Source organism: Tistrella arctica, assembly GCF_039630945.1.
GTDB classification, from domain to species: Bacteria; Pseudomonadota; Alphaproteobacteria; order Tistrellales; family Tistrellaceae; genus Tistrella; species Tistrella bauzanensis.
In genome coordinates, this window is the sequence record NZ_JBBKTV010000006.1 from 303,993 (window position 1) to 327,659 (window position 23,667).

At 66.8% G+C, this 23,667-nt stretch carries 27 protein-coding genes and 1 pseudogene; 15 read left to right on the top strand and 13 right to left on the bottom strand.

What is annotated here, in order from left to right; all coding sequences use genetic code 11:
* Positions 1 to 6: 6 nt before the first annotated feature.
* Positions 7 to 612 (top strand): 2-hydroxychromene-2-carboxylate isomerase, encoded by a 606-nt coding sequence (locus WG924_RS15415; protein WP_345933946.1) that lies wholly within the window; start codon positions 7 to 9, stop codon positions 610 to 612.
* Positions 613 to 619: 7 nt separating this feature from the next.
* Here WG924_RS15415 and WG924_RS15420 read toward each other — a convergent pair whose 3' ends face one another.
* Entirely contained in the window at positions 620 to 1,435 is an 816-nt protein-coding gene (locus tag WG924_RS15420) for a LysR family transcriptional regulator (protein WP_345933949.1), read from the bottom strand.
* A gap of 34 nt (positions 1,436 to 1,469) precedes the next feature.
* On the opposite strand from WG924_RS15420, the gene WG924_RS15425 reads away from it, so the two are divergent.
* The 3 genes and pseudogenes from WG924_RS15425 (at position 1,470) to WG924_RS15435 (ending at position 2,732) form a co-directional block, all read left to right on the top strand.
* Positions 1,470 to 1,934: an alpha/beta hydrolase family protein gene (locus tag WG924_RS15425; RefSeq protein WP_345934137.1), complete on the top strand. Its 465-nt coding sequence runs from the start codon at positions 1,470 to 1,472 to the stop codon at positions 1,932 to 1,934.
* Positions 1,880 to 2,086, top strand: a pseudogene (locus tag WG924_RS28250) (hypothetical protein); the annotation flags it as partial. The gene WG924_RS15425 and the pseudogene WG924_RS28250, both read left to right, overlap by 55 nt.
* Before the next feature lie 289 nt (positions 2,087 to 2,375).
* The gene (locus tag WG924_RS15435) at positions 2,376 to 2,732 is read left to right on the top strand and encodes a hypothetical protein (protein ID WP_345933953.1); all 357 of its coding nucleotides are present in this window, start codon (positions 2,376 to 2,378) and stop codon (positions 2,730 to 2,732) included.
* 217 nt (positions 2,733 to 2,949) lie between these two features.
* Here WG924_RS15435 and WG924_RS15440 read toward each other — a convergent pair whose 3' ends face one another.
* Together WG924_RS15440 and WG924_RS15445 are read right to left on the bottom strand one after the other, a co-directional pair.
* Positions 2,950 to 3,405, bottom strand: a complete 456-nt coding sequence (locus WG924_RS15440) for an Lrp/AsnC family transcriptional regulator (protein ID WP_345934139.1) — start codon at positions 3,403 to 3,405, stop codon at positions 2,950 to 2,952.
* A 142-nt stretch (positions 3,406 to 3,547) separates the two neighbouring features.
* Complete coding sequence (locus tag WG924_RS15445; RefSeq protein WP_345933954.1) at positions 3,548 to 4,312, bottom strand: SDR family oxidoreductase; 765 nt, start codon at positions 4,310 to 4,312, stop codon at positions 3,548 to 3,550.
* A 296-nt stretch (positions 4,313 to 4,608) separates the two neighbouring features.
* Between WG924_RS15445 and alr the strand changes: the two genes are divergently transcribed.
* Both alr and WG924_RS15455 read left to right on the top strand, forming a co-directional pair.
* Positions 4,609 to 5,784 (top strand): alanine racemase, encoded by a 1,176-nt coding sequence (alr, locus tag WG924_RS15450; protein ID WP_345933955.1) that lies wholly within the window; start codon positions 4,609 to 4,611, stop codon positions 5,782 to 5,784.
* Between the two features lie 115 nt (positions 5,785 to 5,899).
* Positions 5,900 to 7,156, top strand: coding sequence for a D-amino acid dehydrogenase (locus tag WG924_RS15455; RefSeq protein ID WP_345933956.1), 1,257 nt, complete (start codon positions 5,900 to 5,902; stop codon positions 7,154 to 7,156).
* Positions 7,157 to 7,269: 113 nt separating this feature from the next.
* Here the strand turns inward: WG924_RS15455 and WG924_RS15460 are convergent, their stop codons facing one another.
* Positions 7,270 to 8,967 carry a methyl-accepting chemotaxis protein gene (locus WG924_RS15460; protein WP_345933959.1) on the bottom strand — a complete coding sequence of 566 codons (1,698 nt, stop codon included), beginning with the start codon at positions 8,965 to 8,967 and terminating at the stop codon, positions 7,270 to 7,272.
* 370 nt (positions 8,968 to 9,337) lie between these two features.
* Between WG924_RS15460 and WG924_RS15465 the strand changes: the two genes are divergently transcribed.
* Positions 9,338 to 9,799, top strand: a complete 462-nt coding sequence (locus WG924_RS15465; protein ID WP_345933961.1) for a c-type cytochrome — start codon at positions 9,338 to 9,340, stop codon at positions 9,797 to 9,799.
* Positions 9,800 to 9,886: 87 nt separating this feature from the next.
* Here the strand turns inward: WG924_RS15465 and WG924_RS15470 are convergent, their stop codons facing one another.
* The gene (locus WG924_RS15470; RefSeq protein WP_345933962.1) at positions 9,887 to 10,576 is read right to left on the bottom strand and encodes a cytochrome b/b6 domain-containing protein; all 690 of its coding nucleotides are present in this window, start codon (positions 10,574 to 10,576) and stop codon (positions 9,887 to 9,889) included.
* A 280-nt stretch (positions 10,577 to 10,856) separates the two neighbouring features.
* Between WG924_RS15470 and WG924_RS15475 the strand changes: the two genes are divergently transcribed.
* Positions 10,857 to 11,543, top strand: coding sequence for a type 1 glutamine amidotransferase domain-containing protein (locus WG924_RS15475; protein ID WP_345933964.1), 687 nt, complete (start codon positions 10,857 to 10,859; stop codon positions 11,541 to 11,543).
* Positions 11,544 to 11,701: 158 nt separating this feature from the next.
* On the opposite strand, the gene WG924_RS15480 is transcribed toward WG924_RS15475, so the two are convergent.
* The 3 genes from WG924_RS15480 to WG924_RS15490 all read right to left on the bottom strand — a co-directional run bounded on the left by WG924_RS15480 (position 11,702) and on the right by WG924_RS15490 (position 13,459).
* Positions 11,702 to 12,250: a phage tail protein gene (locus WG924_RS15480; RefSeq protein ID WP_345933966.1), complete on the bottom strand. Its 549-nt coding sequence runs from the start codon at positions 12,248 to 12,250 to the stop codon at positions 11,702 to 11,704.
* Positions 12,251 to 12,263: 13 nt separating this feature from the next.
* Positions 12,264 to 12,824, bottom strand: a complete 561-nt coding sequence (locus WG924_RS15485; RefSeq protein ID WP_345933967.1) for a phage tail protein — start codon at positions 12,822 to 12,824, stop codon at positions 12,264 to 12,266.
* A gap of 77 nt (positions 12,825 to 12,901) precedes the next feature.
* The gene (locus tag WG924_RS15490) at positions 12,902 to 13,459 is read right to left on the bottom strand and encodes a phage tail protein (protein ID WP_345933968.1); all 558 of its coding nucleotides are present in this window, start codon (positions 13,457 to 13,459) and stop codon (positions 12,902 to 12,904) included.
* 844 nt (positions 13,460 to 14,303) lie between these two features.
* Here WG924_RS15490 and WG924_RS15495 point away from each other — a divergent pair.
* Complete coding sequence (locus WG924_RS15495; protein ID WP_345933971.1) at positions 14,304 to 14,627, top strand: DUF6916 family protein; 324 nt, start codon at positions 14,304 to 14,306, stop codon at positions 14,625 to 14,627.
* Here the strand turns inward: WG924_RS15495 and WG924_RS15500 are convergent.
* A complete protein-coding gene (locus WG924_RS15500) occupies positions 14,609 to 15,190 on the bottom strand; it encodes a GNAT family N-acetyltransferase (RefSeq protein WP_345933973.1) in 582 nt (193 codons plus the stop codon). The two genes, WG924_RS15495 and WG924_RS15500, sit on opposite strands and share 19 nt — an antisense overlap.
* A gap of 57 nt (positions 15,191 to 15,247) precedes the next feature.
* Positions 15,248 to 15,529, bottom strand: coding sequence for a PqqD family protein (locus tag WG924_RS15505; RefSeq protein WP_345933974.1), 282 nt, complete (start codon positions 15,527 to 15,529; stop codon positions 15,248 to 15,250).
* A 180-nt stretch (positions 15,530 to 15,709) separates the two neighbouring features.
* Between WG924_RS15505 and WG924_RS15510 the strand changes: the two genes are divergently transcribed.
* A complete protein-coding gene (locus tag WG924_RS15510) occupies positions 15,710 to 16,480 on the top strand; it encodes a carbonic anhydrase (RefSeq protein ID WP_345933977.1) in 771 nt (256 codons plus the stop codon).
* 139 nt (positions 16,481 to 16,619) lie between these two features.
* Positions 16,620 to 17,315: a class I SAM-dependent methyltransferase gene (locus WG924_RS15515; RefSeq protein ID WP_345933978.1), complete on the top strand. Its 696-nt coding sequence runs from the start codon at positions 16,620 to 16,622 to the stop codon at positions 17,313 to 17,315.
* A gap of 27 nt (positions 17,316 to 17,342) precedes the next feature.
* Here the strand turns inward: WG924_RS15515 and WG924_RS15520 are convergent, their stop codons facing one another.
* Positions 17,343 to 18,359, bottom strand: a complete 1,017-nt coding sequence (locus WG924_RS15520; protein WP_345933979.1) for a pyridoxamine 5'-phosphate oxidase family protein — start codon at positions 18,357 to 18,359, stop codon at positions 17,343 to 17,345.
* A gap of 155 nt (positions 18,360 to 18,514) precedes the next feature.
* Between WG924_RS15520 and WG924_RS15525 the strand changes: the two genes are divergently transcribed.
* The gene (locus WG924_RS15525) at positions 18,515 to 19,327 is read left to right on the top strand and encodes an AraC family transcriptional regulator (RefSeq protein ID WP_345933980.1); all 813 of its coding nucleotides are present in this window, start codon (positions 18,515 to 18,517) and stop codon (positions 19,325 to 19,327) included.
* Between the two features lie 10 nt (positions 19,328 to 19,337).
* Here the strand turns inward: WG924_RS15525 and WG924_RS15530 are convergent, their stop codons facing one another.
* Positions 19,338 to 19,970 (bottom strand): TetR/AcrR family transcriptional regulator, encoded by a 633-nt coding sequence (locus tag WG924_RS15530; protein WP_345933981.1) that lies wholly within the window; start codon positions 19,968 to 19,970, stop codon positions 19,338 to 19,340.
* Between the two features lie 94 nt (positions 19,971 to 20,064).
* Here WG924_RS15530 and WG924_RS15535 point away from each other — a divergent pair, with 94 nt between their 5' ends.
* From WG924_RS15535 to WG924_RS15545, 3 genes are all read left to right on the top strand, one after another.
* Positions 20,065 to 20,736, top strand: a complete 672-nt coding sequence (locus WG924_RS15535) for an O-methyltransferase (RefSeq protein ID WP_345933982.1) — start codon at positions 20,065 to 20,067, stop codon at positions 20,734 to 20,736.
* 43 nt (positions 20,737 to 20,779) lie between these two features.
* Positions 20,780 to 21,517 carry an SDR family oxidoreductase gene (locus tag WG924_RS15540; protein ID WP_345933983.1) on the top strand — a complete coding sequence of 246 codons (738 nt, stop codon included), beginning with the start codon at positions 20,780 to 20,782 and terminating at the stop codon, positions 21,515 to 21,517.
* Between the two features lie 71 nt (positions 21,518 to 21,588).
* Positions 21,589 to 22,806, top strand: a complete 1,218-nt coding sequence (locus WG924_RS15545) for an arabinose transporter (protein ID WP_372044858.1) — start codon at positions 21,589 to 21,591, stop codon at positions 22,804 to 22,806.
* Here the strand turns inward: WG924_RS15545 and WG924_RS15550 are convergent.
* Positions 22,793 to 23,623, bottom strand: coding sequence for a helix-turn-helix transcriptional regulator (locus WG924_RS15550; RefSeq protein WP_345933984.1), 831 nt, complete (start codon positions 23,621 to 23,623; stop codon positions 22,793 to 22,795). The two genes, WG924_RS15545 and WG924_RS15550, sit on opposite strands and share 14 nt — an antisense overlap.
* Positions 23,624 to 23,667 lie beyond the last annotated feature (44 nt).

Below are 23,667 nucleotides of genomic sequence, written 5' to 3' on the forward strand. Positions count from 1 at the left end.
TCGATCATGACCCGGACCATTGATTTCATCTTCGATTTCGGCAGCCCCAACGCCTATCTGGCCTGGAAGGTTCTGCCCGGTATCGCGGACCGCACCGGCGCCACCATCAACCTGATTCCCTGCCTGCTGGGCGGCATTTTCAAGGCCACCGGCAATCAGGCGCCGATCACCGCGTTTGGTGGCGTGAAAGGCAAGCTGGAATACGAGGCGCTTGAAACCGACCGCTTCGTTCAGAAACACGGCCTGCATGCCTATCGTTTCAACCCGCATTTCCCGGTCATCACCCTGATCGCCATGCGCGGCATGATCGCGGCGCAACATGCCGGCGTCGGCGATGCCTATCTGGAGACGGTGCTGAAGGCGATGTGGGAAGACGGGCTGAAGATGGACGATCCGGCCGTGTTCGTGGCCGCCCTCGATGCCGCCGGCCTCGACGGTGACGCCCTGCTCGCCGCCACCCAGACCCCGGCCGTGAAGGCGGAACTGGCCGCCAACACCGAGGCCGCGGTCGCGCGCGGCGTCTTCGGCATCCCCACCTTCTTCGTCGGCGACGAGATGTTCTTCGGCAAGGAACGCCTGGGGCAGATCGAAGAGCTTCTGGCGGCCGGCTGAGCCGGCATCAATCGACCGGGTGACCGGCCAGTATCTCCGGCACCCGGGTGATGATCATGTCCAGAAAATGCGCGGCCGCCGTGCTCAACGAACGCCGGTCGGGAAAGATCGCATAGATCGATGCCGATGGCGGTTGCCAGTCCGGCAGCAACCTGACCAGCCGGCCGCTGCGGAAATCCTCGACGCAGGGGCCGGTCGGCACCGGGGCGACGCCGATGCCCTGGCGCACCGCCTCGATCAGCGCCGAGAGATGGGTCGTGCTGAAGCGGGGTTCGAAGTCGACGACCCGGGTTTCAGCGCCCCGCTGAAGGGTCCAGCGCCATTTGCGCGCCACGGGGCCGAAGCCCAGGCAATCGAGCCGGGCCAGATCGCCAGGATCGGTGACCGGCCCCGCGGCCGCCATCACGTCGGGATGCGCCGCCAGCGTATACGGGCTGACCAGTATCCGCCGCGCCACCACATCCAGATCCGGCAGCGGACTGAAAGCGCCATAGATCACCAGATCGGCCGAGACCTGACGCGGATCGACGATCGCGGCGGTTTCCTCCAGATGCAGGCGGACGCGCGGCGCCTTGACGGCGAATTCCGCGACCAGACGCTCGATCATCAGCGTGCCCAGAAGCGGCGGGCAGATCACATGCAGCGTGCCGCTGGGGGCCGCCCCCGCGCGCTCCGCCATCTCGAACAGCTTGTTCGTTTCATGCACAGCCCGCGCGCATTGGGCATAGCAGTCCCGGCCGAAGCTGGTCAGCACGAAGCGGCGCGCATCGCGATGAAACAACGGCACGCCGAGGCGCTGCCTGGGCGGTGATGCCGATGCCATCACCCTGATCGGCCAGTCGGCCGGGGCCTATACCATCGCGCTGATGCTGACCATGCCGGACGTCCGGCCGCTGTTCGCGCGCGCCGTGATGATGAGCGCACCGCTGGGGCTGACCATGCCCAGAACGGCCGACATGGCGGCCGTGGCCGGCCGCTTCGTGGCCGCTCTGGGCGTGGCGCCGGGTGATCGCGCGGCGGTTTGCGATCTGCCGGTCGCGCGCATTCTTGCCGCACAGCTCGATCTGGTGCGTGCGGCCGCCATGACCCCGGGCAATATCGCGCCGCCCTTTGGACCGGTGATCGACGACGACCTCGTCATCGGCGATCCGGTGGCGATCATGCGGGCGGGTGGCGCCGGCGCGCAGGATCTGATGCTTGGCACCACCCGCGAGGAGATGGCCGCGTTCTATGTCGACACCCGGCCCTGGCCGGCGCCGCACCGCAGGTGGTCGAGGCTGCGTTCGCCCGCCGCTTCGGTGCCGGTGCGGCAGATGCTCTGAAGGCCGCCGCCGCGCATCGGGCGCCGGCAAGCCCCCTCGCCCTGCTCGGCGATCTGGAAGGCGATCTTCTGTTCACCACGCCCGCCCGCGCTGCCGCCCGCGCCCATAGCGATCATGGCGGACGCGCCTATCTCTACAGCTTCGACTGGCAATCCCCCCGGCCCGATATCGGCGCCTGCCATTGCCTGGATCTGCCGTTCCTGTTCGGTATCTGGGACGTGATGAAAAGGGCACCGATTATGGCGGGTGCCGCCACGGCCGAGATCGCGCATCTGGGTCACATCTTCCGCATGGTCGGCGGCATCGCGCCGCTTCTGGTTCTGCCGTTGTTTCTGAACATCCTGCCGCGTGCGGTGCCGGAACCGGCGCAGCGCCAGGCAGGGTCGGTCGGCGCGCTGTTTCACGGCCCGCTCGCCATGCGCACCATGCTGCTCTGGAGCTTTGCGTTCCTTAATCTTCCTGGTCGCCTATACCCTGGTCTTCTGGATTCCGACCCTGCTCGTCGACCTCGGCTTTCCGCCGCGGATGGCACCTCTTGGCGCCGCCGCCTTCGGGATGGGCGGCCTGATCGGCAATGTCGTGATCATGACCCTTGTCGGCCGCGTCGGGATCAACCGCCTGCTGATGGTCTCGACGGCCCTCGCCGTGGTTCTGGTCCTGATCCTCAATCAGATGACCATCCAGAGCGGCCTGACCTTCCTGCTGATCGGCGGCCTGGGCGCCGGGCTGATCACCGGCTGCGTCGGACAGGCGGCGCTGGCGGTCTCGCAATATGGCGGTCTCGCAATATGGCGGTGATCCGCGCATCACCGGCGTCGGCTGGTCTTCGGCCGTCGGGCGGATCGGCGCGATCGTGGGCCCCGCCGCCGGCGGCATGTTGCTCGCCATGGGCTATCGGGCGCAGGAGGTCATCGTGACGGCGCTTCCGCCGGCGGCCGTCGCCATTCTGATCCTGGTCGTGATCAGGGTCCGACGCCGACCCTGCCGCCCGGTTCGATATCGGATCGGCCCGATATCAGACCGGCGGCCGGCTGCGGATCACCGTGCGGATGGCAAAGCTCGACTGGATGCGGGCAACGCCGGGCATGCGCGACAGCACCTCCTTGTGGATACGCTCATAGGCCGCGGCATCGTCGGTCTCCACCCGCAGCAGATAATCCGACAGCCCGGTCATCAGATAGCATTCGCGCACCTCCGGGCAGCGGCGCACCGCCATCTCGAACCGGTTCAGCACCTCTTCGGTCTGGCGCTCCAGGGTGATCTGCACGATCACCACCGTCGGTTCCTCGTCGGCCGGCACGTCGATCAGCGCGGTATAGCCGCGGATCACGCCCGATGTCTCCAGCAGCCGCAGCCGTCTCAGACAGGCCGATTGCGACAGGCCCACCGCCTCGGCCAGCCGCGCATTGCTCATCCGCCCGTCCTTGCGCAGCAACCGCACCATGCGTTCGTCGATCTGGTCCAGCCGCATTGCCATGATATGCGAAGCCCTTCGCAGAAGATCGTGCAGAGGGTTCTATCCTCGCTGATCCTGCCAGGGAATGGCCAAGACAATCGGTGCGGCCCGACCGGCCATATCAGCCGCGGTTGCCAGATCAGCCGCGATTGCCAGATCAGCCGCGATTGATCGAGACGCCGCCCTCCACCAGCATCGCCGTGCCCGTGGTGAAGCTTGAGGCATCGCTGGCGAGATAAAGTGCTGCGCGGGCGATCTCGACCGGCGCCGCCAGACGTTTCAGCGCATGCAGCCCCTCGACGAACCCGCGCGCCTCGGCCGTCGCCGTGGCGGCACGCCCCATCTCGGTGTCGGTGCCGCCGGGCAGCAGTGCATTGGCCCGGATGCCCTTGGCGCCGAACTCGGCGGCAATCACCTTCACCAGGCCGATCATGCCGGCCTTTGCCGCCGCATAAGCGCCCATGCCGGGAAAGCCCACCGTGTGGCCCACGAAGCTGGACGTCATGATCAGCGAGCCGCCGCCACGGGCGAGCATGGCCGGAATCTGGGCGCGCGCGCCAAGGAAGGCCGCGGTCAGATTGGTGTCGATGACCATGTGCCAGTCATCGTCACCAAGCGCCGGCACCGGCAGGTTCGGGCCGGTGGCACCGGCATTGTTGAAGGCGATGTCCAGCCCGCCGAAGCGGCTGGTCGCCATCGCCACCGCAGCCACGGCCAGCGCCGGATCGCGCACATCGCCGGCGATGGCGACCGCGTCGCCGCCGGCAGCACCGATCTCGTCGACCAGCCGGTCGAGTTCCAGCCGGCGACGCGCCACCACCACCAGCCGTGCACCTTCGGCCGCGAACAGCCGCGCCGCCTCATATCCGATTCCGGCACTGGCGCCGGTGATGATCGCCACTTTTCCGTCGAGAGTCCGCATTGGATGATCCTGTTGCCGGCCCCGCCCGATCCCGGTCGCGGCCCCGTTGATAAGGGGCCCCACGATCGTCTGCCCGGCGCCCTTCGGCCATCCGCTGGCGGCCATCATATTCGCCGGATCTGCCGGATAAATCGGACATGAAATTTTCTGCCGTTTTCTTCGCAGAAAATTGTGTTCAGGACTTTAAATCCGATGATCCTGCGGCAGATCGGCAAGACAATCGGCGATCATTGTCCATACGCTGTATCGAGCGCCGCCCCCGGCCGTGCCACCCGCCGACCGAAAGTCCTGAACCGATGAATGTGCGTGTTCAAGCCGCCCTGCCCGACCGGGATGCCCGCCTGCACACCCCCTGTGCGGCCGGCGACGCCACTGCCGCCGCTCGCGCGGGCGGCCTGCTGACCGTCGATCTTGCGGCGCTGCGCCACAATTACCAGACCCTCCGGGCGATGCTGAACGGCCGGGCCTGCGCCGCCGTGGTCAAGGCCGATGCCTATGGTCTGGGGGCCGCGGAAACCGCGCCGGTGTTCTACGACGCCGGGTGCCGGCATTTCTTTGTCGCCCATCTCGACGAGGGCCTGGCGCTGCGCGATACCCTGCCCGATGACAGCGCGATCATGGTGCTGAACGGGCTGATGCCCGGCGCCGAGGCCGATTGTGCCGCGGCGGGGCTGGTGCCGGTGCTGAACTGTCTGGAACAGGTGGCCGGCTGGTCGGCTCATGCCCACAGGCTGGGCCGCCGCCTGCCGGCCTTCATCCAGATCGACACCGGCATGTCGCGCATGGGCCTGCCCGAAGCCGACCTCGCCCGTCTGGCCGCCGCCCCCGACCGGCTGGACGGCATCGTCATCGAGGCGGTGATGAGCCATCTGGCCTGCGCCGATGAACCCGATCATCCGGCCAACGCGGAACAGCTCGCGAATTTCCGCGCCCGCCGCGCCTGGTTGCCCGATGCGCCGGCCTCCTTCGCCAATTCGTCGGGCATCTTCCTGGGCCCCGACTATCATTTCGACATCGCCCGCCCCGGTGCGGCGCTTTATGGCCTGAACCCCCAGCCGCATCTGGACAATCCGATGCGACCGGTGGTGCGGCTTCAGGCCAAGGTGGTGCAGCTTCGCGACATCGCCCCCGGTGCCCATGTCGGCTATGGCTGGCGCTTCCGCGCCGAGCGGCCGACACGGATCGCCACCGTGGCGGTCGGCTATGCCGATGGCTGGCTGCGCAGCCTCAGCGACCATGGCGCGGTGTGGATGGATGGCATCCGCCTGCCGATCGCCGGCCGGGTGTCGATGGACAGCATCACGGTGGATGTCACCGCCATCGCGCCCGACCGCATCCGCCCCGGCAGTCTGGTCGACCTGATCGGTCCCGATCAGCCGGCCGATGCGGTGGCGGCGATGGCCGGCACCATCGGCTATGAGGTGCTGACCAGCCTGGGCGGGCGCTATCACCGCCGCTATCTGGCAGGCTGACGGTCTTCCCCTCACGTCCGCGCCGTCCACGCCCCCTCCCACGATCCCCGCATTCCTTCTTCCAGGGTGCTGCCGGTGTTGCCGGCGCCGCCACGAACCAAGACTGGGCAATCACGTGAAGATCATCATTCTCGGAAGCGGCGTTCTGGGTGTCACCTCGGCCTATTATCTGGCGCGCAACGGCCATGAGGTGACGGTGGTCGACCGCCAGCCGGCGGCGGCGATGGAGACCAGCTTCGGCAATGCCGGCGAGGTGTCGCCCGGCTATTCCTCGCCCTGGGCCGGCCCCGGCGTGCCGATGAAGGCGGTCAAATGGCTGACCATGGAACATGGGCCGCTGAAGATCCGCCCCAAGCTGGACCCCAATCAGTGGCTGTGGATCGCCCGGATGCTGGCCAACTGCAACAGCCGCAGTTATGCCGTCAACAAGGCGCGCATGGTGCGCATCGCCGAATACAGCCGCGACTGCCTGAAGGATCTGCGCGCCGAAATCGGCATCAGCTATGACGAGCGCGCCCTGGGCACGCTCCAACTGTTCCGCAAGCAGTACCAGCTTGACGGTATCGCCGGCGACATCAAGGTGCTGCAGGAAACCGGCGTGCCTTACGAGGTGCTGGACCCGGCCGGCTGCATCGCGGTGGAACCCGCCCTGGCGCGGGTGCGCGACAAGATCGTGGGCGGCCTGCGCCTGCCCGGCGACGAGACCGGCGACTGCCATATCTTCACCCAGAACCTGGCCGCCGAGGCCGTGAAGCTGGGCGTCACCTTCCTCTACGACACCACCATCAAGACACTGGATGCCGGCGGCGACCGGATCACCGGCGTCGCCACCAGCCGGGGCGTGCTGACCGCCGACCATTATGTGGTGGCGCTGGGCAGCTATTCGCCGCGGCTGCTGAAGCAGGTGGGCATATCCGCGCCGGTCTATCCGGTGAAGGGCTATTCGCTGACCATCCCGATCACCAACAGCCAGATGGCGCCGGTGTCGACGGTGATGGACGAAACCTACAAGATCGCCATCACCCGCCTGGGCGACCGCATCCGGGTCGGCGGCACCGCCGAGCTTGCCGGCTTCGATCTCACCCTGCGCGATGGCCGGCGCCAGACGCTGGAGCATTCGGTCACCGATATCTTCCCGGATGGCGGCGACGTGGCGGCGGCCAGCTTCTGGTGCGGCCTGCGCCCGATGACGCCCGACGGCACCCCGATCATCGGCCCCACCCGCTATCGCAACCTGCATCTGAACACCGGCCACGGCACGCTGGGCTGGACCATGGCCTGCGGGTCCGGCCGGGTGCTGGCCGATATGCTCTCAGGCCGCGCGCCCGATATCGACACCAGCGATCTGGGCATCAGCCGCTACGCCGCCTGAACCGCCATCCGCCATCGACTGTCCGGCCTGGTTCCGATCCACCTCCGGTCCGGCACGAGAACGCCCCCGCCGCATGATCCGCGACGGGGGCGTTTTCGCATCATTGATCCGCGTCAGGCGACCTTCACCTCTTCGATGAAGCGGGCGACATCGCCCTTCAGCACATCGGCGCGCTGGGCCAGGCTGCCACCGGCGGTGAGCACCTGGCGGCCGGCAACGCCGGTGCGGCTGGCCTCGGCCGAGACCTTGACCACGGTTTCGGCCACGTCCCGGGTGCCATTGGCGGCCTCGGAAATGCTGCGCGAGATTTCGGCCGCCGCCGCCGCCTGCTCCTCCACCGCAGACGCGATGGTGGTGGCGATGGCATCCACCTCCGACACCCGGCGGCCGATGCCGCCGATCGCCTCGACCGCCGCATCGGTTTCCGACTGCACATTGCGGATCTGGGCGGCAATCTCGTCGGTGGCCTGCGCGGTCTGGCGGGCGAGGTTCTTCACCTCGGCCGCGACCACCGCGAAACCCTTGCCGGCCTCACCCGCCCGCGCCGCCTCGATGGTCGCGTTCAGCGCCAGCATGTTGGTCTGGGCGGCGATGCCGTTGATCAGGTCGACCACCCGGCCGATCCGCTCGGCCGCATCGACCAGCCCGTGGACCGTGCCGGCAGTGGCTTCCGCCTCGCGCACCGCCAGCGCGGTGATCCGGGCGCTTTCGGTCACCTGCCGGCCGATTTCGCGGATCGAACTGGTCAACTCGTCGGTGGCGGCGGCAACCGTCTGGACATTGGCCGAGGTCTGTTCGGTCGCGGCCGAGGCCGAACCGGCATGGGCATTGGTCTGTTCGGCGATCCGGGTCATTTCGCCGGCGGTCGCCTCAAGCTCCGTGGCGGCATTGGCCACCTGATCGACCAGTTCGCCGATCTCGGCATCGAAGCCGCGCACCAGCCGTTCCACCCGGGCCGCGCGGGCATCGCGGGCCGCCTGATCGGCATCATGTTCGGCCTGAAGCCGCCGACGCTCAAGGGCGTTGTCGCGGAACACCTCCAGCGCGCGGGCCATCTCGCCAAGTTCGTTGCGGCGGTCGGTGCCCCGGATCTCGACATCGGTGTCGCCATCGGCCAGCCGGCGCATCGCTCCGGTCAGCCCACGCAGGGCGTATGACAGGCTGCGCGCGTTCAGCGTGCCCGAACCGGCGACCAGCAGCGCCAGAAACCCGGCCCACAACGCGTTCTGGCGGATGGCCGCCGTCATCTCGCCGCGCATGTCGTCGACATAGACGCCGGACCCAATCACCCAGCCCCATTCCGGAATCTGGCGCACGAAGGACAACTTCTCGACCGGCGCCTCCTTGCCGGGGCGGGGCCACATATACGACACGAAGCCGGCCTTGTCGGGGCCGGATGCCGCCCGCACCATGTCGCGGAAGATCAGGGCGCCGGTCGGATCCTTGAAACCGCTCATGTCCTGGCCGTTCAGCGCCGGGGTGATCGGGTGCATCACCATCTGGTGGTCTGTGGTGTTGACCCAGACATATTCGCTGTCGCTGAACCGCATCGCCGCCAGTGCCCGCAGGGCCGCCGCCTTGGCCTGATCCACCGTCCCCGGTGTGCTCCGCCGCAGTTCAGCCTCGACGATCGATGCCGCGGCCTCGACCTGCGACCGCACCGCCGCCTGTTTGTCGGCCAGCATCTCGGCCCGCTGGTCGAAGGCGGTGATCATCGCCAGCGTGCCCAGACCCAAGACCGACAGGCCCACAATGACCGCCAGTCTAAGACCGATGGTCGCATTCCTGACGCGGGGAAGAGTGATCGCCATGTCTGCCAGCTTTCCCAATCTGCCGGTCCGGTGCACCCGATGGTGCCGGCCGGTCTGTTCTTGATAGGCGCAGCGTCGACACAAGGGGCGGTCGATCGTCGGACCGGTTCCCTCTGCATCACGCAGGTGTTCCCAACTGAAGCGTAATGCGGCGCAGGTGACGATTCCTTGATCTGGGCCAAACCGTGGCGGCCCGGGGCATCAATCGGCTGCGACCGAATGTCGCAATCCAATGGAACAGGCCAGCTTGTGCGCTTCCCCACGTCAGGCGGCGGCGGCGACATCGTATCCTGATCGGGCCGCAACACCGGCTCGCCAGAGCCCCATCCCATCCGGCCAATGCGCCGCCCGCTCGACGAGGACGAGATCGATGAAACTGACCACCAGGATCGGCGCCGCCTGCGCCCTTGCCCTGACCTTGGCCGCCGGCATCGCCGCCTATGGTCCCGATGCCCGGGCCCAGACCGATGTCATCGAGCAACGCCAGGACGGCTTCCAGGCGATCCGCAAGCAGCTTGGCGCGGTGAAATCGACCGTGGAAAGCGGCGGTCCGGCCGATGCGGTGGTAGCACCCGCCGAGGCGATCGCCGCCTATGCCGCCCGCATTCCGGGCCTGTTCCCGCAAGGCTCCGAAACCGGCGGCGACACCAAGGCGCTGGCCACGGTCTGGTCCGACCGCACCGGTTTTGAAGCTCATGCGAGCGATCTGGAAACCAAGGCGCTGGCGCTGGCCGAGGCTGGCCGGAGCGGTGATATGGCGGCGGTCGGCGCGGCCTTCGGCGCGGTGGGCAAAAGCTGCGGCGCCTGCCATCAGGATTATCGCGGCAAATAAGGCCGATCCGTTCCGCGAACGACAAAGCCGGCGGCATCACCCGATGCCGCCGGCTTCGTGTCTTCGGGTCCGGCTTCTCAACCGGGATCAGCCGGGGCCGAACACCAGGATCGCCGCCACCACGGCCACGCCCACGGCCAGCGCCAGAATGGCCAAAGTGGTCGATCCCTGCCGGTGGGGCAGTGGTGCCACCTCCACCGGCGAGACCCAGGGTTTGCGGCCGGTGATCATCGGCCAGACCAGATTCTGGCGGCGGATCACCCAGTACAGCAGCACCGCCAGCACATGCAGGCCGATCACCCAGGGCAGGACCGCCCCGATCAGCCGGTGAAGGCCGGTCAACGTGATCCGGGTGTCATAGGACAGCATCTCGCCAAGCGGCCCCACGAACAGGATGTCGTCGTCGGTGAACAGGCCCAGCACGGCCTGAACGCCCAGCAGGCCCAGCATGATCAGCACCATCCAGCCGCCGGCCGCATTATGGCCGGCTTCGGGCGGGGCGGTCGGATGGTCGCGCAATTCGCGCAGATGCAGCGCCACCGCAGTCGGTCCGCGCACGAAATCCCGGAACCGGGCATGGCGGCCACCGATCACCCCCCAGATCAGCCGGAACACCACCAGCGCCAGGATCGACAGGCCGAACCAGACATGCAGCCAGCGCGGCCCCTCTCCGGTCAGCCAGGCGCCGATCACGGTCAGGGCCAGCAGCCAGTGAAACAGCCGGGTCGGCAGATCCCAGACCATGGCGCCGCGTGGGCGGAGCGGGGCGTCGGACATGGTGTTGGCTCTCCTGAAGGATGGCTGGTCTGAAGACGTGGTGCTGACCGGGCGTGGCCGTTGCATCGGCGTAACGATGCCGTCCACCGCCCCGGCCCGCAAGCCCGCATGCGCGCTGCCCCTCCGTTCCGGCCGCGCGCGCCGTGACCATTGCCACGCCAGGGTCACAGCCGCGGCCGGCACCGATGGTTGTCCAGGCCGACGGCCACCATACATCAGGGACCGTATCCGTGCCGCAGGGTGCGGGTATCCGCCACCGACACCACAGAAAGGTTCCCCGATGAAGATCCTGATGGTTCTCACCTCGCATGACACCCTCGGCGACACGGGGAAGAAGACCGGGTTCTGGCTGGAGGAATTTGCCGCACCGTTCTACACCTTCCGGGATGCTGGCGCCGAGGTGGTTCTGGCCTCACCCAAGGGCGGGTTGCCGCCGCTCGACCCGAAAAGCGACGATCCCGATGCGCAGACCGAGGCCACGCGCCGCTTCAAGGCCGACGAGGCCGCCCGTGCCCTGCTTTCGGCCACGCGCAAGCTGTCCGAGGTCAAAGCGGGTGACTTCGACGCCGTGTTCTATCCGGGTGGCCATGGCCCACTGTGGGATCTTGCCGACGACCCGCAGTCGATCGCGCTGATCGAGGGCTTCACCGCCGCCGACAAGCCGATCGCCGCCGTCTGCCACGCCCCGGCGGTGTTCCGCCATGTCCGCAGCAGCACCGGCGAACCGCTGCTTTCGGGCCGCAAGGTCACCGGCTTCAGCAACAGCGAGGAAGAGGCCGTCGGGCTGACCGGCGTCGTGCCCTTCCTGGTCGAGGATATGCTGGTGGCGACCGGCGGACGCTATGAGCGCGCCGCCGCCGACTGGCACCCTTATGTGGTGGTCGATGCCAAACTGGTCACCGGCCAGAACCCGGCATCCTCGGCGCCGGCCGCCGATGCGCTTCTGGCCTTGCTGCGCGCGGCCTGAGCCGACGGAACAGCAGCCACAAGGGCCGCGCGCACCCGCGCGCCCCGGAGATGGGCCCCGCAAAAAAGCCCCGCCCCGACAGCACGGGGCGAGGCCTTCATCATCCGGCCAATCCGACCGTCACACAACGCGTCAGCGCCGCCGCCGGGTGGTGCCGGTCAGGAGGGCCTGACGGGGAACACGCCATTCATGCAGATGCACATGTTCAGTGTCAGGAACGGCTGGCGATTCTCATGTGCATGGCCCTCGCCCGACGGGGCCAGGGTCGTGTCGTCCAACTCCACCAGCGGCGGCGCGCTTGCCGGCACCGGCGCATAGGCGGCGGCGCTGATGGTGCGGCCAAGCATGGTGCTGCTCGTCGGCGTCAGCGTGCCACCCGTGCCCACGGTCTGCGCCAGCGCGATCGCGGTGTGGGTGTGGACCGGCAATTGCGAGAGGGTGAGGGTGACGGTTTCGGCGCCGAAGTTCTCGGCAATGGTGCGCGGTGTCAGCCCGGGGCCGTTGCCGCTCGCCATCGGAGCCCGCCCTTGAAGATTGGGCAAATTGTAATAATTCTGGCCCAGATTGCCGCCATAGAGGGTGCTGATAACGGCGGCCAAAGCCTGGTTCTGCTGAACCGAGACCTGCTGGCCAGCGCAATAGGCCCAGTCCTGCGGAGCGAACGCGAAGGCGAAGGCGCGGATTTCGCCATAGAACGGATCTGCCATGATCGCCTCCCTGTTAAGGCCGGGTGGGGTAACTGCCCTTGAGGGCAATGATGAAGTTGATCACCAGCGACGGCATCACATTGTAATGTTGCTGGTTCGCGCCTTCGGACCCGATCATCTCCTCAGCCATCGGGCCGGTATTGCTCGTCGGAGTGCTCACTGGGGCCGTGGTGTTGAAGATGCCGGAAAAGGTCGGATACGATGGCGTCGGAACATTGATGCCCAGCATCAGCCCCTCTGGCGCCTCGGATGTGGACGACTGGGACACCGCCCTCATCGCGTGGCTGTGGGCCGGCATGGTCGCCTCGGTCAGCGTGACCGTCTCGGTTCCGAACTTCTGGCCGCGCGGGTGGTTGATCGGCATGCCCGGCTGCTGGCCCGCATGCACCGCCAACCGGCCACGCAGATCAGGCAGCGCGAAGTTGGTCACGCCGTCACCGCCATAGGTTGTCCCCAGCAACGAAAATAATGCCTCGTTGCCTGCAACGGTCAACACCTGCCCCCCGCACAACGCCCAGTCCTCCGGGGCATAGGGGCCGGCAAACATTCTGATTTCGCCAAGAAAGCCATCCATTGTGGATTATCCTGCTCCATGAAGATCACGCGGCCGGCCCCATCTTCCGGGGGCGCGGCCCGAAGGAATCCGCCGCCTCACGACCGCGGCGGCCACAGGCCAGTGACCGCAATGCAGTAATAGACGGCCAGGCTCGGCTGTTCATTGGCATGCGCGCCACCGCCACCCGTCGCCGTCACGGCCTCTGGCCGCAAGTCAACCAGAGAGCCGGGGCCACTCGGTGCCGTCACATAAATCTCCGGACCATCCGTCGACCCAGTCACGATGGTATTCGCCAGCGCATTGGTCATGCCGGTCGTGCTGGTCGGCAACGGCAGCGTCGCCTCGGAACTCAGCGCCCGCACGCCATGGATGTGCGGTGGGATGGTCGCGGTGGTCAGGGTGACCATCTGGCTACCACCAGCCGCGCCCAGATTATAGGAAACGGCGTTGTGAGTGCCCTCGCCAATGGGCACGCGCCCCCGCAGGTCTGGTAGATTGAAGTTTTGCCCCAGTGTGCCACCATAGGTGACCCCCAGAAGGGCCGCGAGCGCCTGATATTGGGCAACCTGAAGTTGCTGTCCCTCACACGGCAACCAGCCATTCGGGGCGAACCCAAATGGAAAAATGCGGATTTCTCCGATAAACGGATCCATCTTCGGCTCATCCTCACGGAGTGGACGTTATTGTCATCGTTACTTGGTTACTTGTGGCGACTCATGTCACCTGAACATTCATCACACGCCGCGCTCCATCAATCTTTGTCAATCGATGCACATGTGGGCGCATAACATACAATCGCCACCATCCAATGATGAACATGAGCCGTAAAATTCACAAACTAAAAATGGCGTGTACCTGTAAAGACACGTCTTTATTTGGATACACAAAGCCGCAAAGCAAATGGCTTGCGCCATGCTCTGTCGCGACTCCGGACATCCACAGATCGCAATCCATGCACCTCAATCAAAGGCAGACAAGCAGTCAGGACGACCTATCGACAGCATCCGCCCCTAAAGCAAACCGATGCAGATCGCCGCATGGTGTTCTCCGGATCATCAGGATCCTATGCCTAGGCTCTCAGAGTCAGTTTCAAACCCCGTTTCGGTCATTGTGGAAGCCTGTTCCACTGTCAGGGCCGGTTTTTTCCACTCCCGCGCTGTCTGGCCCATAGCCTTGTAAGAACGATTACCACCCTTAGCAGCCTGCATCTCAATCATCGTGCACCTTACCCAATCGCAAATTGGCATTCCTGTGCCAAGGCTACAACACTGCGCGGGTGACCGCAAAGCAGGTTCCTTGTAATCCTCGACGTTTTCAACCAAACAGGGTGAAACCTCCCAGCCCCGTCAACCGGCTGCGCGGCACATCCAGTGTCAGGTCATCAGGCGCCCCCGCGATCCACATGCCGGCCATTGCATCACCCGCCGGAATAGCCGACCCTGCGCCAACAGCCGTCACCCTGGCCATCACCAACGCTCCATGCCGGATCCGATCCCCATGACCGTCGTCTTCCGCAGCCCCGACCAGTTGACCGCCGCCGATTTCGAAGCCGCGATCGACAGTCCTTTCGAGGTTCCGGGTCCATCACCCGATCTGCCGCTTGAACGCCTGATCCTGCGGCAGGTGGTCCGGCAAGATCCGGTCGAGCCCTCCACGCGCGAACGCTTCAGCCTTTTCCTGCACGGCAGCCGCACAGACGTGGCGATCGATGGCCAGATCGTCGGTCTGGTTCACGAGGTGCTGGGCGCGATGCGTTTGTTCATGGTGCCGATCGGCCGCAATGCCGATGGCACCGTACGCTATCAGATCGTGTTCAGTTGACCGTCTGACAGGTCGGTTTCGCCGGTATAGTGGCCCCAGGTCATGAAGACATAGGGGCCGTGCAGCTTGCGGTCGGTGAAGCCCAGCCGCCGATACAGCCGGCGGGCCGGGTTGTTGCTCTCCACATGCAGGCTGACGCAGCGCCCGGTTTGGTCGGCCTCGTCCATCAGCACGCGGATCATCGCCGTGCCCCAGCCCCGGCCGATATGCTCTGGGCTCAGAACGATATCGACCAGCCGGATTTCGTCAGGGCCGTGGTCGATATACAACCGGCCGACCGGGGCACCATGCAGCGTGACGATCAGAAACGCGGTCGTCAGGTAATGGGTGGTGTAATGATGGTCCTGAAGCCGGAACTGGTCGGCGAGAAAGGCGCGCCGGGCTTCTTCGGGCCAATCGGTTGCGTTGGCCAGTTCCGCCCAGCGGAACGAGATATACAGATCGCGCAGAAAATCAGTATCGTCGGCGCCGCGCGGCCGCACCGCCAGCCCCTGGGCGGACAGGGCCTCGGGCATCCGGAACGGCAGGTTCTGGTGGTCGGGGGCGGTGATATCGTCGGTCATCGATCCGGAACCTGACGCTGAAAGCGGCGCCGGCGGGCGGCGCCGGATGGCGGGCGATCAGCCCTGCACGCGCACCAGATCGTGTTCGGCCATGCGATCCAGCAGCTCGATCAGATCGGCTTCGATCTGTGCAGCGTCGCCCTCATAATCGGCAATCAGCGCATCGCGCAGCGCGGCCACGCCCTGTGGCGCGTCCAGCCGGGTCCAGATGTCCGAGCCGATCTCGTCCAGGCCGTAATAATTGCCCAGATCGATATGCATCAGCACAACTTCGCCATCGATCTCGGCGATCATCAGGTCGTCATTACGGGTGATGGTGTCAGCGAGCGTGATCGCCATGCGCGTGATTATCCTTAAAGAGAGGCGTTACACCAACCACCGGTCGGCCGACCATGCGCCGGCCTCGTGCCCGGTTGACCATCAGTGACCATACGGCGCTTTATATATGCGCAACCCGGCCGGCAACGTCACCCTATTTCATGACAGTGATCACAGGTCGGGGTCGGGGAGACGGGCATCATGCACACACAACCATCCACAGAACACGACCCGCTATCCATCAGGCGGCGCAGCATGCTGCGCCTGATGGGCGCGGGGATGGTCAGCGCCGGGCTGATGACCGGCCTGGCCGGTCTTGGCGCCGGCCGGCCGGCCTGGGCGGCCAATAGCGGCCCGGCGCCGCTCGACCGGCCGGACGGGGCGGCGGCGCTGGCACGGCTGATGGCGGGCAATCTCCGCTGGGCCGAAGGCCGGCCGCAGGCGCGCGACCCGATCCCCCGCCGCGCCGAACAGGCCGTGGCGCAATATCCGATCGCGGCGGTGCTGTCCTGCGCCGACAGCCGCGTTGCGCCGGAACTTGCCTTCGATCAGGGATCGGGTGAGATCTTTGCCGTGCGTCTGGCGGGCAATTTCGCCAATGACGACGGCATCGCCAGCCTTGAATATGCGGTCGCGGTGCTGGGCGTGCCGTTGCTGATGGTGCTGGGCCATTCGGGCTGCGGGGCGGTGTCGGCCACCATCGACGTCATCCGCAATGGGACCGTGCTGCCGGGGCAACTGCCCGGTCTGGTCGATGCCATGCGCCCGGGCATCGAGCCGGTGGTGACGCAGTCCGCCGGCACCCTGTCGCCCGCCGCGCTGCTGGCAGACGCCACCATCGCCAATGTCAACCATACGCTTCGCGATCTGCGCGGCACCAGCCCGGTGCTCTCGCGCGCCATCGCCGAGGGCCGTGTCGCCACCGCCGGCGCTGTCTATGATATCGCAAGTGGTAAAGTAACGCTGATCTGATCAGTTAAGGGGTAGACGGCAGGAGGCAGGGTCGCGACACGGCATCGCGGCCCTGCCGGCTTGACATGCGCCGCATCATGTAACATGAATAGATACATGATATGGCGCGGCCTTGCGCCCAAGCCACCGGAGACAGCCGATGCCCCCTGACGAGATCGATTTCCTGCGATCCTTTTCCGATCCGGCCGCGATCGCACATTACACCGACGGGCCGCGCCGCTTCCTGCCCGGCTTTGCCGACATGCACCGCATGGCCTGTGTGCTGCTCGCCGAGGTTGCGCCATCCGACGCGCGGGTGCTGGTTCTGGGTGCCGGCGGCGGCCTGGAATTGAAGGCCTTCGCCGACGCCCAGCCGGGCTGGCGCTTCGACGGCGTCGATCCGGCGGCCCCGATGCTGGCGCTTGCCCGCCAGACCCTGGGGGCGCTCAATCCCCGCGTGGAGCTTCATCACGGCTATATCGACGACGCGCCCGGCGGCCCGTTCGATGCCGCCACCTGCCTGTTGACCCTGCACTTTCTGGCATCGGACGAGCGCCGGCGCACCCTCGCCCAGATCCACCGGCGCCTGAAGCCGGGCGCGCCCTTCGTGGCGGTCCATTCCAGCTTTCCGCAGGGGCCGGATGAACGGCCGCTATGGCTGTCGCGTTATGCCGCCTTCGCGGCCGCCTCGGGCGTCGATCCCGATCAGGCCCGCGCCGCCCATGCCGCGGTCGCAAAACACCTGCCGCTGCTGTCGCCAGAGCAGGATGAAGCCCTGTTGCGGGATGCCGGGTTTTCCGGGGTCAGCCCGTTCTTCGCCGCCTTCACCTGGCGCGGCTGGGTCGCCTATGCCTGACCGGCGCCCGCCCGCGCTGGGCGGCGATCAGTACAGGCCGTCCTTGTAATTCTTGTCCAGGCTCTTCTTCAGCAGGCCCTGCACACCCGGCACCGACAACGCGGCATTGGTCAACATGCCGCCAAGGCCCTTGTTCTTGTTCAGCTTCATGTGCTGCGCGAACAGTGCCGTCGGCTTGATATCGTCGGGCGGACTGCCGGCCGGCCACAAGCGTGCCCGCGTCAGGCCTGGGCTGTCATAGAGCGTGATTGCCGGATCGTCGATGCAGACCGCAAGCGCCGGCATCTTGCCCTGCACCGTGAACGGCGCGCGCGCGGCCTCGTCGTCGGATATCCGCGCGCGTCCCGACAGCCGCGCCACATGGGTCGATCCCGGCACCAGCAGCAGCGCCGCCACCTGCGGCTGGGTGATGATGTTGCGGAAGCTGTCGATGCGCCGGTTTCCCGGCCGGTCGGCGAACCACAGCCCGGCGCCGTCCAGCCGCACCATCGCCCCCGCCGGATCGCCCTTGGGGCTCAGATCGGCGCGGCCGCCGGCATCCATCGTGCCCAGGCCCATGAAGCGGCTGCACGCGACGACCGATCCGATATCCGCGGGCGGCGTGGCGTCGGGCACCGCCTGCCAGAAATCCGACCGGATCAGCGCCTTTCCGCAATGGCCATAGCATTCCTCGACCGCGATGCGGATCTCGTGGTCATCGGCCTGCGTGACCCGGCCATTGACCCGCAGCATTTCGCGGATGCCGACCAGAGGGAACATCAGCCCGGCGCCGTCGCCGACGCGGATGGCTGTGGCGTCGTCCAGCAGGGCCACGGGAAGCCGCACCTCCCGCCGGTCGGCGGCGGCAAAGCCGGTGGCCCCACCCGCCAGCGTCGCGGTGATGCCCCGCGCCACCGTTCCGAAGGCCGCAAGGGCGATCGGCGCGGCACCGATCCAGCGCAACGCGCCGGCATCGAGATGATCGATGACCTTCAGCATCATCGGCGCAGGCGCCGTGCCGATGATGGCTTCCAGCTCGGCTTCGGCTTTGATGGTCCTGGTCATGTGGCGATACCCGCGGCTGTCTTCAGGTGGTCCGATGGGCTGTGACATCCCACCATCCCCCTGTTGCCCCTCAGGTTAGCGGCTTTACCGGCTGTCGACATTGGGCAAGACTGTCAAAGGATTTGGCAATTCTGCCAATCCGCTGGATACCGGCCATGCCCATTCTGACCGAACTGTGCTCAGCCGATTTCGGCGATCCCGATACGGTGCCCCGGCCGGTGGTGGCCTATGGGGTCATCAGCGAGACGCCGGGGATCGAGCTTGACCATCATCGCCACCGCAAGGCGCAGCTTCTGCTTCCCTTGCGCGGGGTTCTGACCTGTCAGGTCGATCAGGGGCTGTGGCTGGTGCCGCCGCATTGCGCGATCTGGATTCCCGGCGGGGCGATGCATGCCATCAAATCGTCGGGGCCGATCGAAGGCTATAACGCCTTCATCGAACCCGCCGCTGCCAGCGGCCTGCCCACGGCCCCGTGCACGGTTTCTGTGACGCTATTGTTACGTGAACTTCTGGTGCGTATCGCCGGATTTCCGGCGCCCTATCACGAGCCGGGGCCGGCCGCCCATCTGGTCACGGTGCTGCTGGACGAAATCGCCGCAGCACCGGTTGAACACCTGAACCTGCCGATGCCGACCGATGAACGGCTGCGGCGGATCGCCCGGATGATGCTGGGCGCGCCGGCCGAACGCGGCAGCATGAAAAGCTGGGCAAGGCAGGCGGGCCTTGGCGAACGCACGCTTGCCCGCCTTCTGCTGCGCGAGACCGGGATGAGCTTCGGCCGCTGGCGCCAGCAACTGGCAATCGTGCTTGCCCTGCAATGGCTGGCCCAGGGCGCCACCGTTCAGCAGGTGGCGGCCGATCTCGGCTATGAGAGTGCCGGCAGCTTCGTCACCATGTTCCGCAAGGCGCTCGGCACCTCGCCGGCCCGCTATATGGCAAGACAGCAGGCGGTACCGGTGGTGGCCTGAGCGGCCCGCCTCAGCGCCATTTCAGGCTGTCGAGATAGGCGCAGAACATGTCGGCGACCGCATCGGCATAGCTGTCGATCTCGTCCCCGCTGCGCGGCGTTTCTGAAAAGCGCCGCCCCACCTCGCTCAATGTCGTTCTGATCAGATCGGCCGCGAGGTCGCGTGTGGCCTCGGGATGCCCCGGCAGCACCTCGCGCATGAAGTCCTGAAACATGCGCTCTGCCCCCTCTTTCGCGCGCCGCGCCTCAGGGGCATCGCGATAGAGCGGGGCCGCGTCGCCAAGCGCGATCCGTACAGCAGCTTCCTCGCATTCCGACCGGATGAAGGCCCGCACCAGAACCCGCAACCGGTCCAGCGGCGGCCGGTCGGCATCGTCCAGAATCCGGCGCATCATCCGGCTGGTCTGGCTCCATTCGTCGCTCTGCAGGCGGAACAGGATCGCCGCCTTGTTCGGAAAATACTGATAGAGCGAGCCGATGCTGACCCCGGCCCGTTCGGCAACCCTGGCCGTGGTGAAGCGCCGGGCGCCCTCCCTGGTCAAAACCTGAACAGCCGCATCCAGAATCGCCGCGACAAGATCGGCCGAGCGCGCCTGTTTGGGCTGCTTTCGCGAGGAAATCCGGGCAGTTGGACGATCGGCCACGGCGTGCTCCGGCAATGCGAATAGGAAACGCGAATAATTGCTCGTATTTTAAATCAACACAGCACGTCATCCAATCGGAAACTGGACCCATTATATGATCACTCTGACAAAACCGCCATTGTCGCCGCTTCTTGACCGCCTGTTCGTGGAAGCTGAACAGTCCTGGGAAAGCCCTGGCTTCCGCGATTACTGGTCCATTCTGTCAGATGCGGAAAAGAAGCGCCTGATGGGCAGCACGTCCGGGTATCGTGATTTCTACGGGCGCCTCAAGGATCTGCCGCTCGCCGTCTCACGAGAGACCGGCAGGTTGCTCTATATGCTCGCCCGCAGTGCCGGCGCCCGCAGCATCGTCGAGTTCGGAACCTCGTTCGGCATTTCGACCCTGCATCTTGCGGCGGCGCTCAGGGACAATGGCGGCGGCCACCTCATCACCACGGAGTTCGAGCCGTCGAAGGTGGCACGCGCCCGCGACAATCTGACGGCGGCCGGCCTGATCGACCTGGTCGAGATCAGAGAGGGCGATGCGCTCGAAACCCTCGCCGGCGATCTTCCGGCAAGCATCGATCTGCTTCTGCTCGACGGCGCCAAGGGCCTTTATGCCGACATCCTCGGCCTGCTGGAAAACCGCCTGAGGCCGGGCGCCCTGATCGTCGCCGACAACACCGATTTCAGCCCCGCCTATCGTGACCGCGTGGGCTCGCCCGCGCATGGCTACATATCGTTGCCGCTTGGCCATGACGTCACGCTGTCGATGCGGTCCGCATAAGGCGTCCGGCACGCCCGGCACAGAATCCCCTGGAGACGGAACCATGTCGCAGCAGATCCGGACCGCCATCGTCACCGGCGCATCCAGAGGCATCGGGGCCGCGCTGGCCCGGCGCCTCGCGGTGGACGGCTTTCAGACCGTCATCAATTACGCCACCAGCGCCGCCGAGGCAGAGCAGGTGGCGGCCGCCATCGAGGCCGCAGGTGGCCGGGCACGCGCGGTTCGCGCCGATGTCGCCGACCCGGCGGCGGTAAAGGCTTTGTTCGATCAGGCCGAAGCCGAGTACGGGCCGGTCGACGTGCTGGTGAACAATGCCGGCATCGCCAAAGCGGCACCGCTGGCCGAGGTGACCGATGCCGATTTCCAGCGCCTGATCGCGGTCAACCTCACCGGCACGTTCAACGGTATGCGCGAGGCCGCCCGCCGGCTGCGGGATGGCGGGCGGATCATCAATCTGTCGACCAGCATCATCGGCGCCTATCTGCCCGCCCATGGCATCTATGTGGCGACCAAGGCGGCGGTCGAGGGGATGACCCATGTTCTGGCCAAGGAACTCGGGCCCCGTGGCATCACCGTCAATGCCGTCGCCCCCGGCCCGGTGGCAACCGAGTTGTTCTTCGCCGGCCGATCCGAAGCCCTCATCCAGCGGGTGATCGGCGATATCCCGCTCGGCCGGCTCGGCCAGCCCGACGACATCGCCCGCATCGTCTCGTTCCTGGCCGGCCCCGAAAGCGGCTGGGTGAACGGCCAGATCATCCGGGCCAATGGCGGCCGTAACTGACCGTCCACGCCGCGCGCCGCGGCCGCTTATCCGAAATCATCGATCATCGATCCGCCTCGGAGGCTCTATCCGTGACATCCCTGTCGACCCGCGACGGGGCCGCGCCCGATCCGGCGCAGCCCCGGCTTCTGCGGCTGGTTGCGGTTCTGTTCATCGCCTATCTCTGTGTCGCCATGCCTCTGCCGGTGGTGCCGGTCTATCTGACCGGCCAGCTCGGGCTCGGCAATGTCTGGGCCGGGCTCGGGGTCGGCGCCGCCTTTCTCGCCACCATCGTCACCCGTGGCCATGCCGGCCATCTGTCGGACCGTCGCGGCGCCAAGGTCGCGGTCACGCGCGGCCTGGTCTTCTATGCGGCGGGCGGGCTGATTTCGCTTGCAGCAGGGCTGGCCTTTCACACGCCGGCTGCGGCCATGGCCACCCTGCTGGTCGGCCGGCTGGTTCTGGGCCTCGGCGAAAGCCTGGTCGGCGTCGGCGTCGTCGCCTGGGGCATCGGTCTGGTCGGGCCCGCGCGATCGGGCAGGGTGCTGGCCCTGATCGGTGCCGCGATCTATGGCGCGCTCGCGGTCGGCGCGCCGCTCGGCCTTGTCCTGCTGGACCGGATCGGCTTTGCCGGCACCATGGCGGCAAGCGCGCTGCTGCCATGCCTCGGATTGCTGGCGATATGGCCGATGGCTGGTGTTGCCCCCCAGCCCGATGCCGTCCGCCCGTCCTTCCTGAGCGTGATCGGCCAGATCCGGTGGCACGGGCTGGTCGTCTGCCTGCAGGGCATCGGCTTCGCCGCGATCGGGGCGTTCTTCGTGCTCTACTTCCACGACCGGGGCTGGGGCCATGCCGGGCTGGGCTTCACCGCATTCGGCGGCGGCTTCGTTCTGGTCCGCCTGCTCTTCGGTCATCTCCCCGACCGTCTGGGCGGCCTGCGGGTCGCGATCATCTCTCTGGCTGTCGAGGCGGCCGGCCAGTTCCTGATCTGGGGTGTGCCCGATCCGCTGGCAGCCATGGCCGGCGCCTTCATGACCGGTCTCGGCTGCTCGATGATCTTTCCGGCGATGGGTCGCGATGTCGTGCAGCGCGTGGCACCGCATCTGCGCGGCACCGCCCTTGGCGGGTTCACCGCCTTTCAGGATCTGGCCTACGGCCTGACCGGCCCGGTGGCGGGCTTTCTGGCCGACCGGGCCGGCTATGACAGCGTCTTCCTGATCGGCGGCACCGCCGCAGCGGCGGCATTCGTGATCGCGGTCTGTCTGCATCGCCGCCAGATCCAGGCGAACGCGACCGTCACGCCGGCATGAGGGCTCTGATCCGTTCAGCATCCTCGGGCGTCGCCGGATGATAGACGACCATGTTCAGATCGGTCCGGCCATCGACCCCGAAGGCGGAGTATTCAAAGGCGATCGGCCCCGCGACCGGGTGGCGCATATGCTTGACCACATCCCCATGAGGCCCTCGCACATCGTTGTCGCGCCACAGCGCCCCGAATGTGGGACTGAGCCGGCAAAGCTCGTCCACAAGCGGGTCCACCTCCGCCGCGGCGCCGGCACGGGCCACATCCGCCCGGAAGGCGCCAACCACGAAACGGGCCACGCCCTCCCAATCGGGCTGCGCCGCACGCGTCCGCGGGTCCAGAAAGATGATCCGCAGGATGTTGCGCTCATCGGGCGGCAGCGCCCCGTAATCGGTCAGCATCAGGCTCGCCGCCCGGTTCCACGCAACCACGTCCCATATCGCGGTCCTGATCACGGCCGGGCTCGGGTCCAGGGCATCGAGCACACGTTGCAGCCGTGGCGTGACGTCGTCGTTCTTGCGATAGCGCACCTCGGGCGGCCGCCCCAGGGCCAGCAGGAACAGATGCTCCCGCTCGGCCTCGGTCAGCAGCAGCGCGCGGGCGATCCGGTCGAGCACGTCGGCCGAGGGCGCGCCGCCGCGCCCCTGTTCAAGCCAGGTGTACCAGGTGGGGCTGATATTGGCGCGCCCGGCAACTTCCTCGCGGCGCAGGCCGGGCGTTCGGCGGCGTTCCGCGGGAAAGCCAAGAGCCACCGGATCCAGGCGCGCGCGGCGACCTCTCAGATACGCCCCCAGCAGGGTCTCGGTGGCAGAGTGTCCGCTCATCCTGTTAACACCATTACTAGGATAATCTCTCAACTTTACCAGGA

What these genes read in the sequence shown, in the direction of transcription:
- WG924_RS15415 (WP_345933946.1), top strand. Translation starts at nt 7, where the DNA reads ATGACCCGGACCATTGATTTCATCTTCGATTTCGGCAGCCCCAACGCC.
- WG924_RS15420 (WP_345933949.1), bottom strand. Translation starts at nt 1,435, where the DNA reads ATGGCATCGGCATCACCGCCCAGGCAGCGCCTCGGCGTGCCGTTGTTT.
- WG924_RS15440 (WP_345934139.1), bottom strand. Translation starts at nt 3,405, where the DNA reads ATGCGGCTGGACCAGATCGACGAACGCATGGTGCGGTTGCTGCGCAAG.
- WG924_RS15445 (WP_345933954.1), bottom strand. Translation starts at nt 4,312, where the DNA reads ATGCGGACTCTCGACGGAAAAGTGGCGATCATCACCGGCGCCAGTGCC.
- alr (WP_345933955.1), top strand. Translation starts at nt 4,609, where the DNA reads ATGAATGTGCGTGTTCAAGCCGCCCTGCCCGACCGGGATGCCCGCCTG.
- WG924_RS15460 (WP_345933959.1), bottom strand. Translation starts at nt 8,967, where the DNA reads ATGGCGATCACTCTTCCCCGCGTCAGGAATGCGACCATCGGTCTTAGA.
- WG924_RS15465 (WP_345933961.1), top strand. Translation starts at nt 9,338, where the DNA reads ATGAAACTGACCACCAGGATCGGCGCCGCCTGCGCCCTTGCCCTGACC.
- WG924_RS15470 (WP_345933962.1), bottom strand. Translation starts at nt 10,576, where the DNA reads ATGTCCGACGCCCCGCTCCGCCCACGCGGCGCCATGGTCTGGGATCTG.
- WG924_RS15475 (WP_345933964.1), top strand. Translation starts at nt 10,857, where the DNA reads ATGAAGATCCTGATGGTTCTCACCTCGCATGACACCCTCGGCGACACG.
- WG924_RS15480 (WP_345933966.1), bottom strand. Translation starts at nt 12,250, where the DNA reads ATGGCAGATCCGTTCTATGGCGAAATCCGCGCCTTCGCCTTCGCGTTC.
- WG924_RS15485 (WP_345933967.1), bottom strand. Translation starts at nt 12,824, where the DNA reads ATGGATGGCTTTCTTGGCGAAATCAGAATGTTTGCCGGCCCCTATGCC.
- WG924_RS15490 (WP_345933968.1), bottom strand. Translation starts at nt 13,459, where the DNA reads ATGGATCCGTTTATCGGAGAAATCCGCATTTTTCCATTTGGGTTCGCC.
- WG924_RS15495 (WP_345933971.1), top strand. Translation starts at nt 14,304, where the DNA reads ATGACCGTCGTCTTCCGCAGCCCCGACCAGTTGACCGCCGCCGATTTC.
- WG924_RS15500 (WP_345933973.1), bottom strand. Translation starts at nt 15,190, where the DNA reads ATGACCGACGATATCACCGCCCCCGACCACCAGAACCTGCCGTTCCGG.
- WG924_RS15505 (WP_345933974.1), bottom strand. Translation starts at nt 15,529, where the DNA reads ATGGCGATCACGCTCGCTGACACCATCACCCGTAATGACGACCTGATG.
- WG924_RS15510 (WP_345933977.1), top strand. Translation starts at nt 15,710, where the DNA reads ATGCACACACAACCATCCACAGAACACGACCCGCTATCCATCAGGCGG.
- WG924_RS15515 (WP_345933978.1), top strand. Translation starts at nt 16,620, where the DNA reads ATGCCCCCTGACGAGATCGATTTCCTGCGATCCTTTTCCGATCCGGCC.
- WG924_RS15520 (WP_345933979.1), bottom strand. Translation starts at nt 18,359, where the DNA reads ATGACCAGGACCATCAAAGCCGAAGCCGAGCTGGAAGCCATCATCGGC.
- WG924_RS15525 (WP_345933980.1), top strand. Translation starts at nt 18,515, where the DNA reads ATGCCCATTCTGACCGAACTGTGCTCAGCCGATTTCGGCGATCCCGAT.
- WG924_RS15535 (WP_345933982.1), top strand. Translation starts at nt 20,065, where the DNA reads ATGATCACTCTGACAAAACCGCCATTGTCGCCGCTTCTTGACCGCCTG.
- WG924_RS15540 (WP_345933983.1), top strand. Translation starts at nt 20,780, where the DNA reads ATGTCGCAGCAGATCCGGACCGCCATCGTCACCGGCGCATCCAGAGGC.
- WG924_RS15550 (WP_345933984.1), bottom strand. Translation starts at nt 23,623, where the DNA reads ATGAGCGGACACTCTGCCACCGAGACCCTGCTGGGGGCGTATCTGAGA.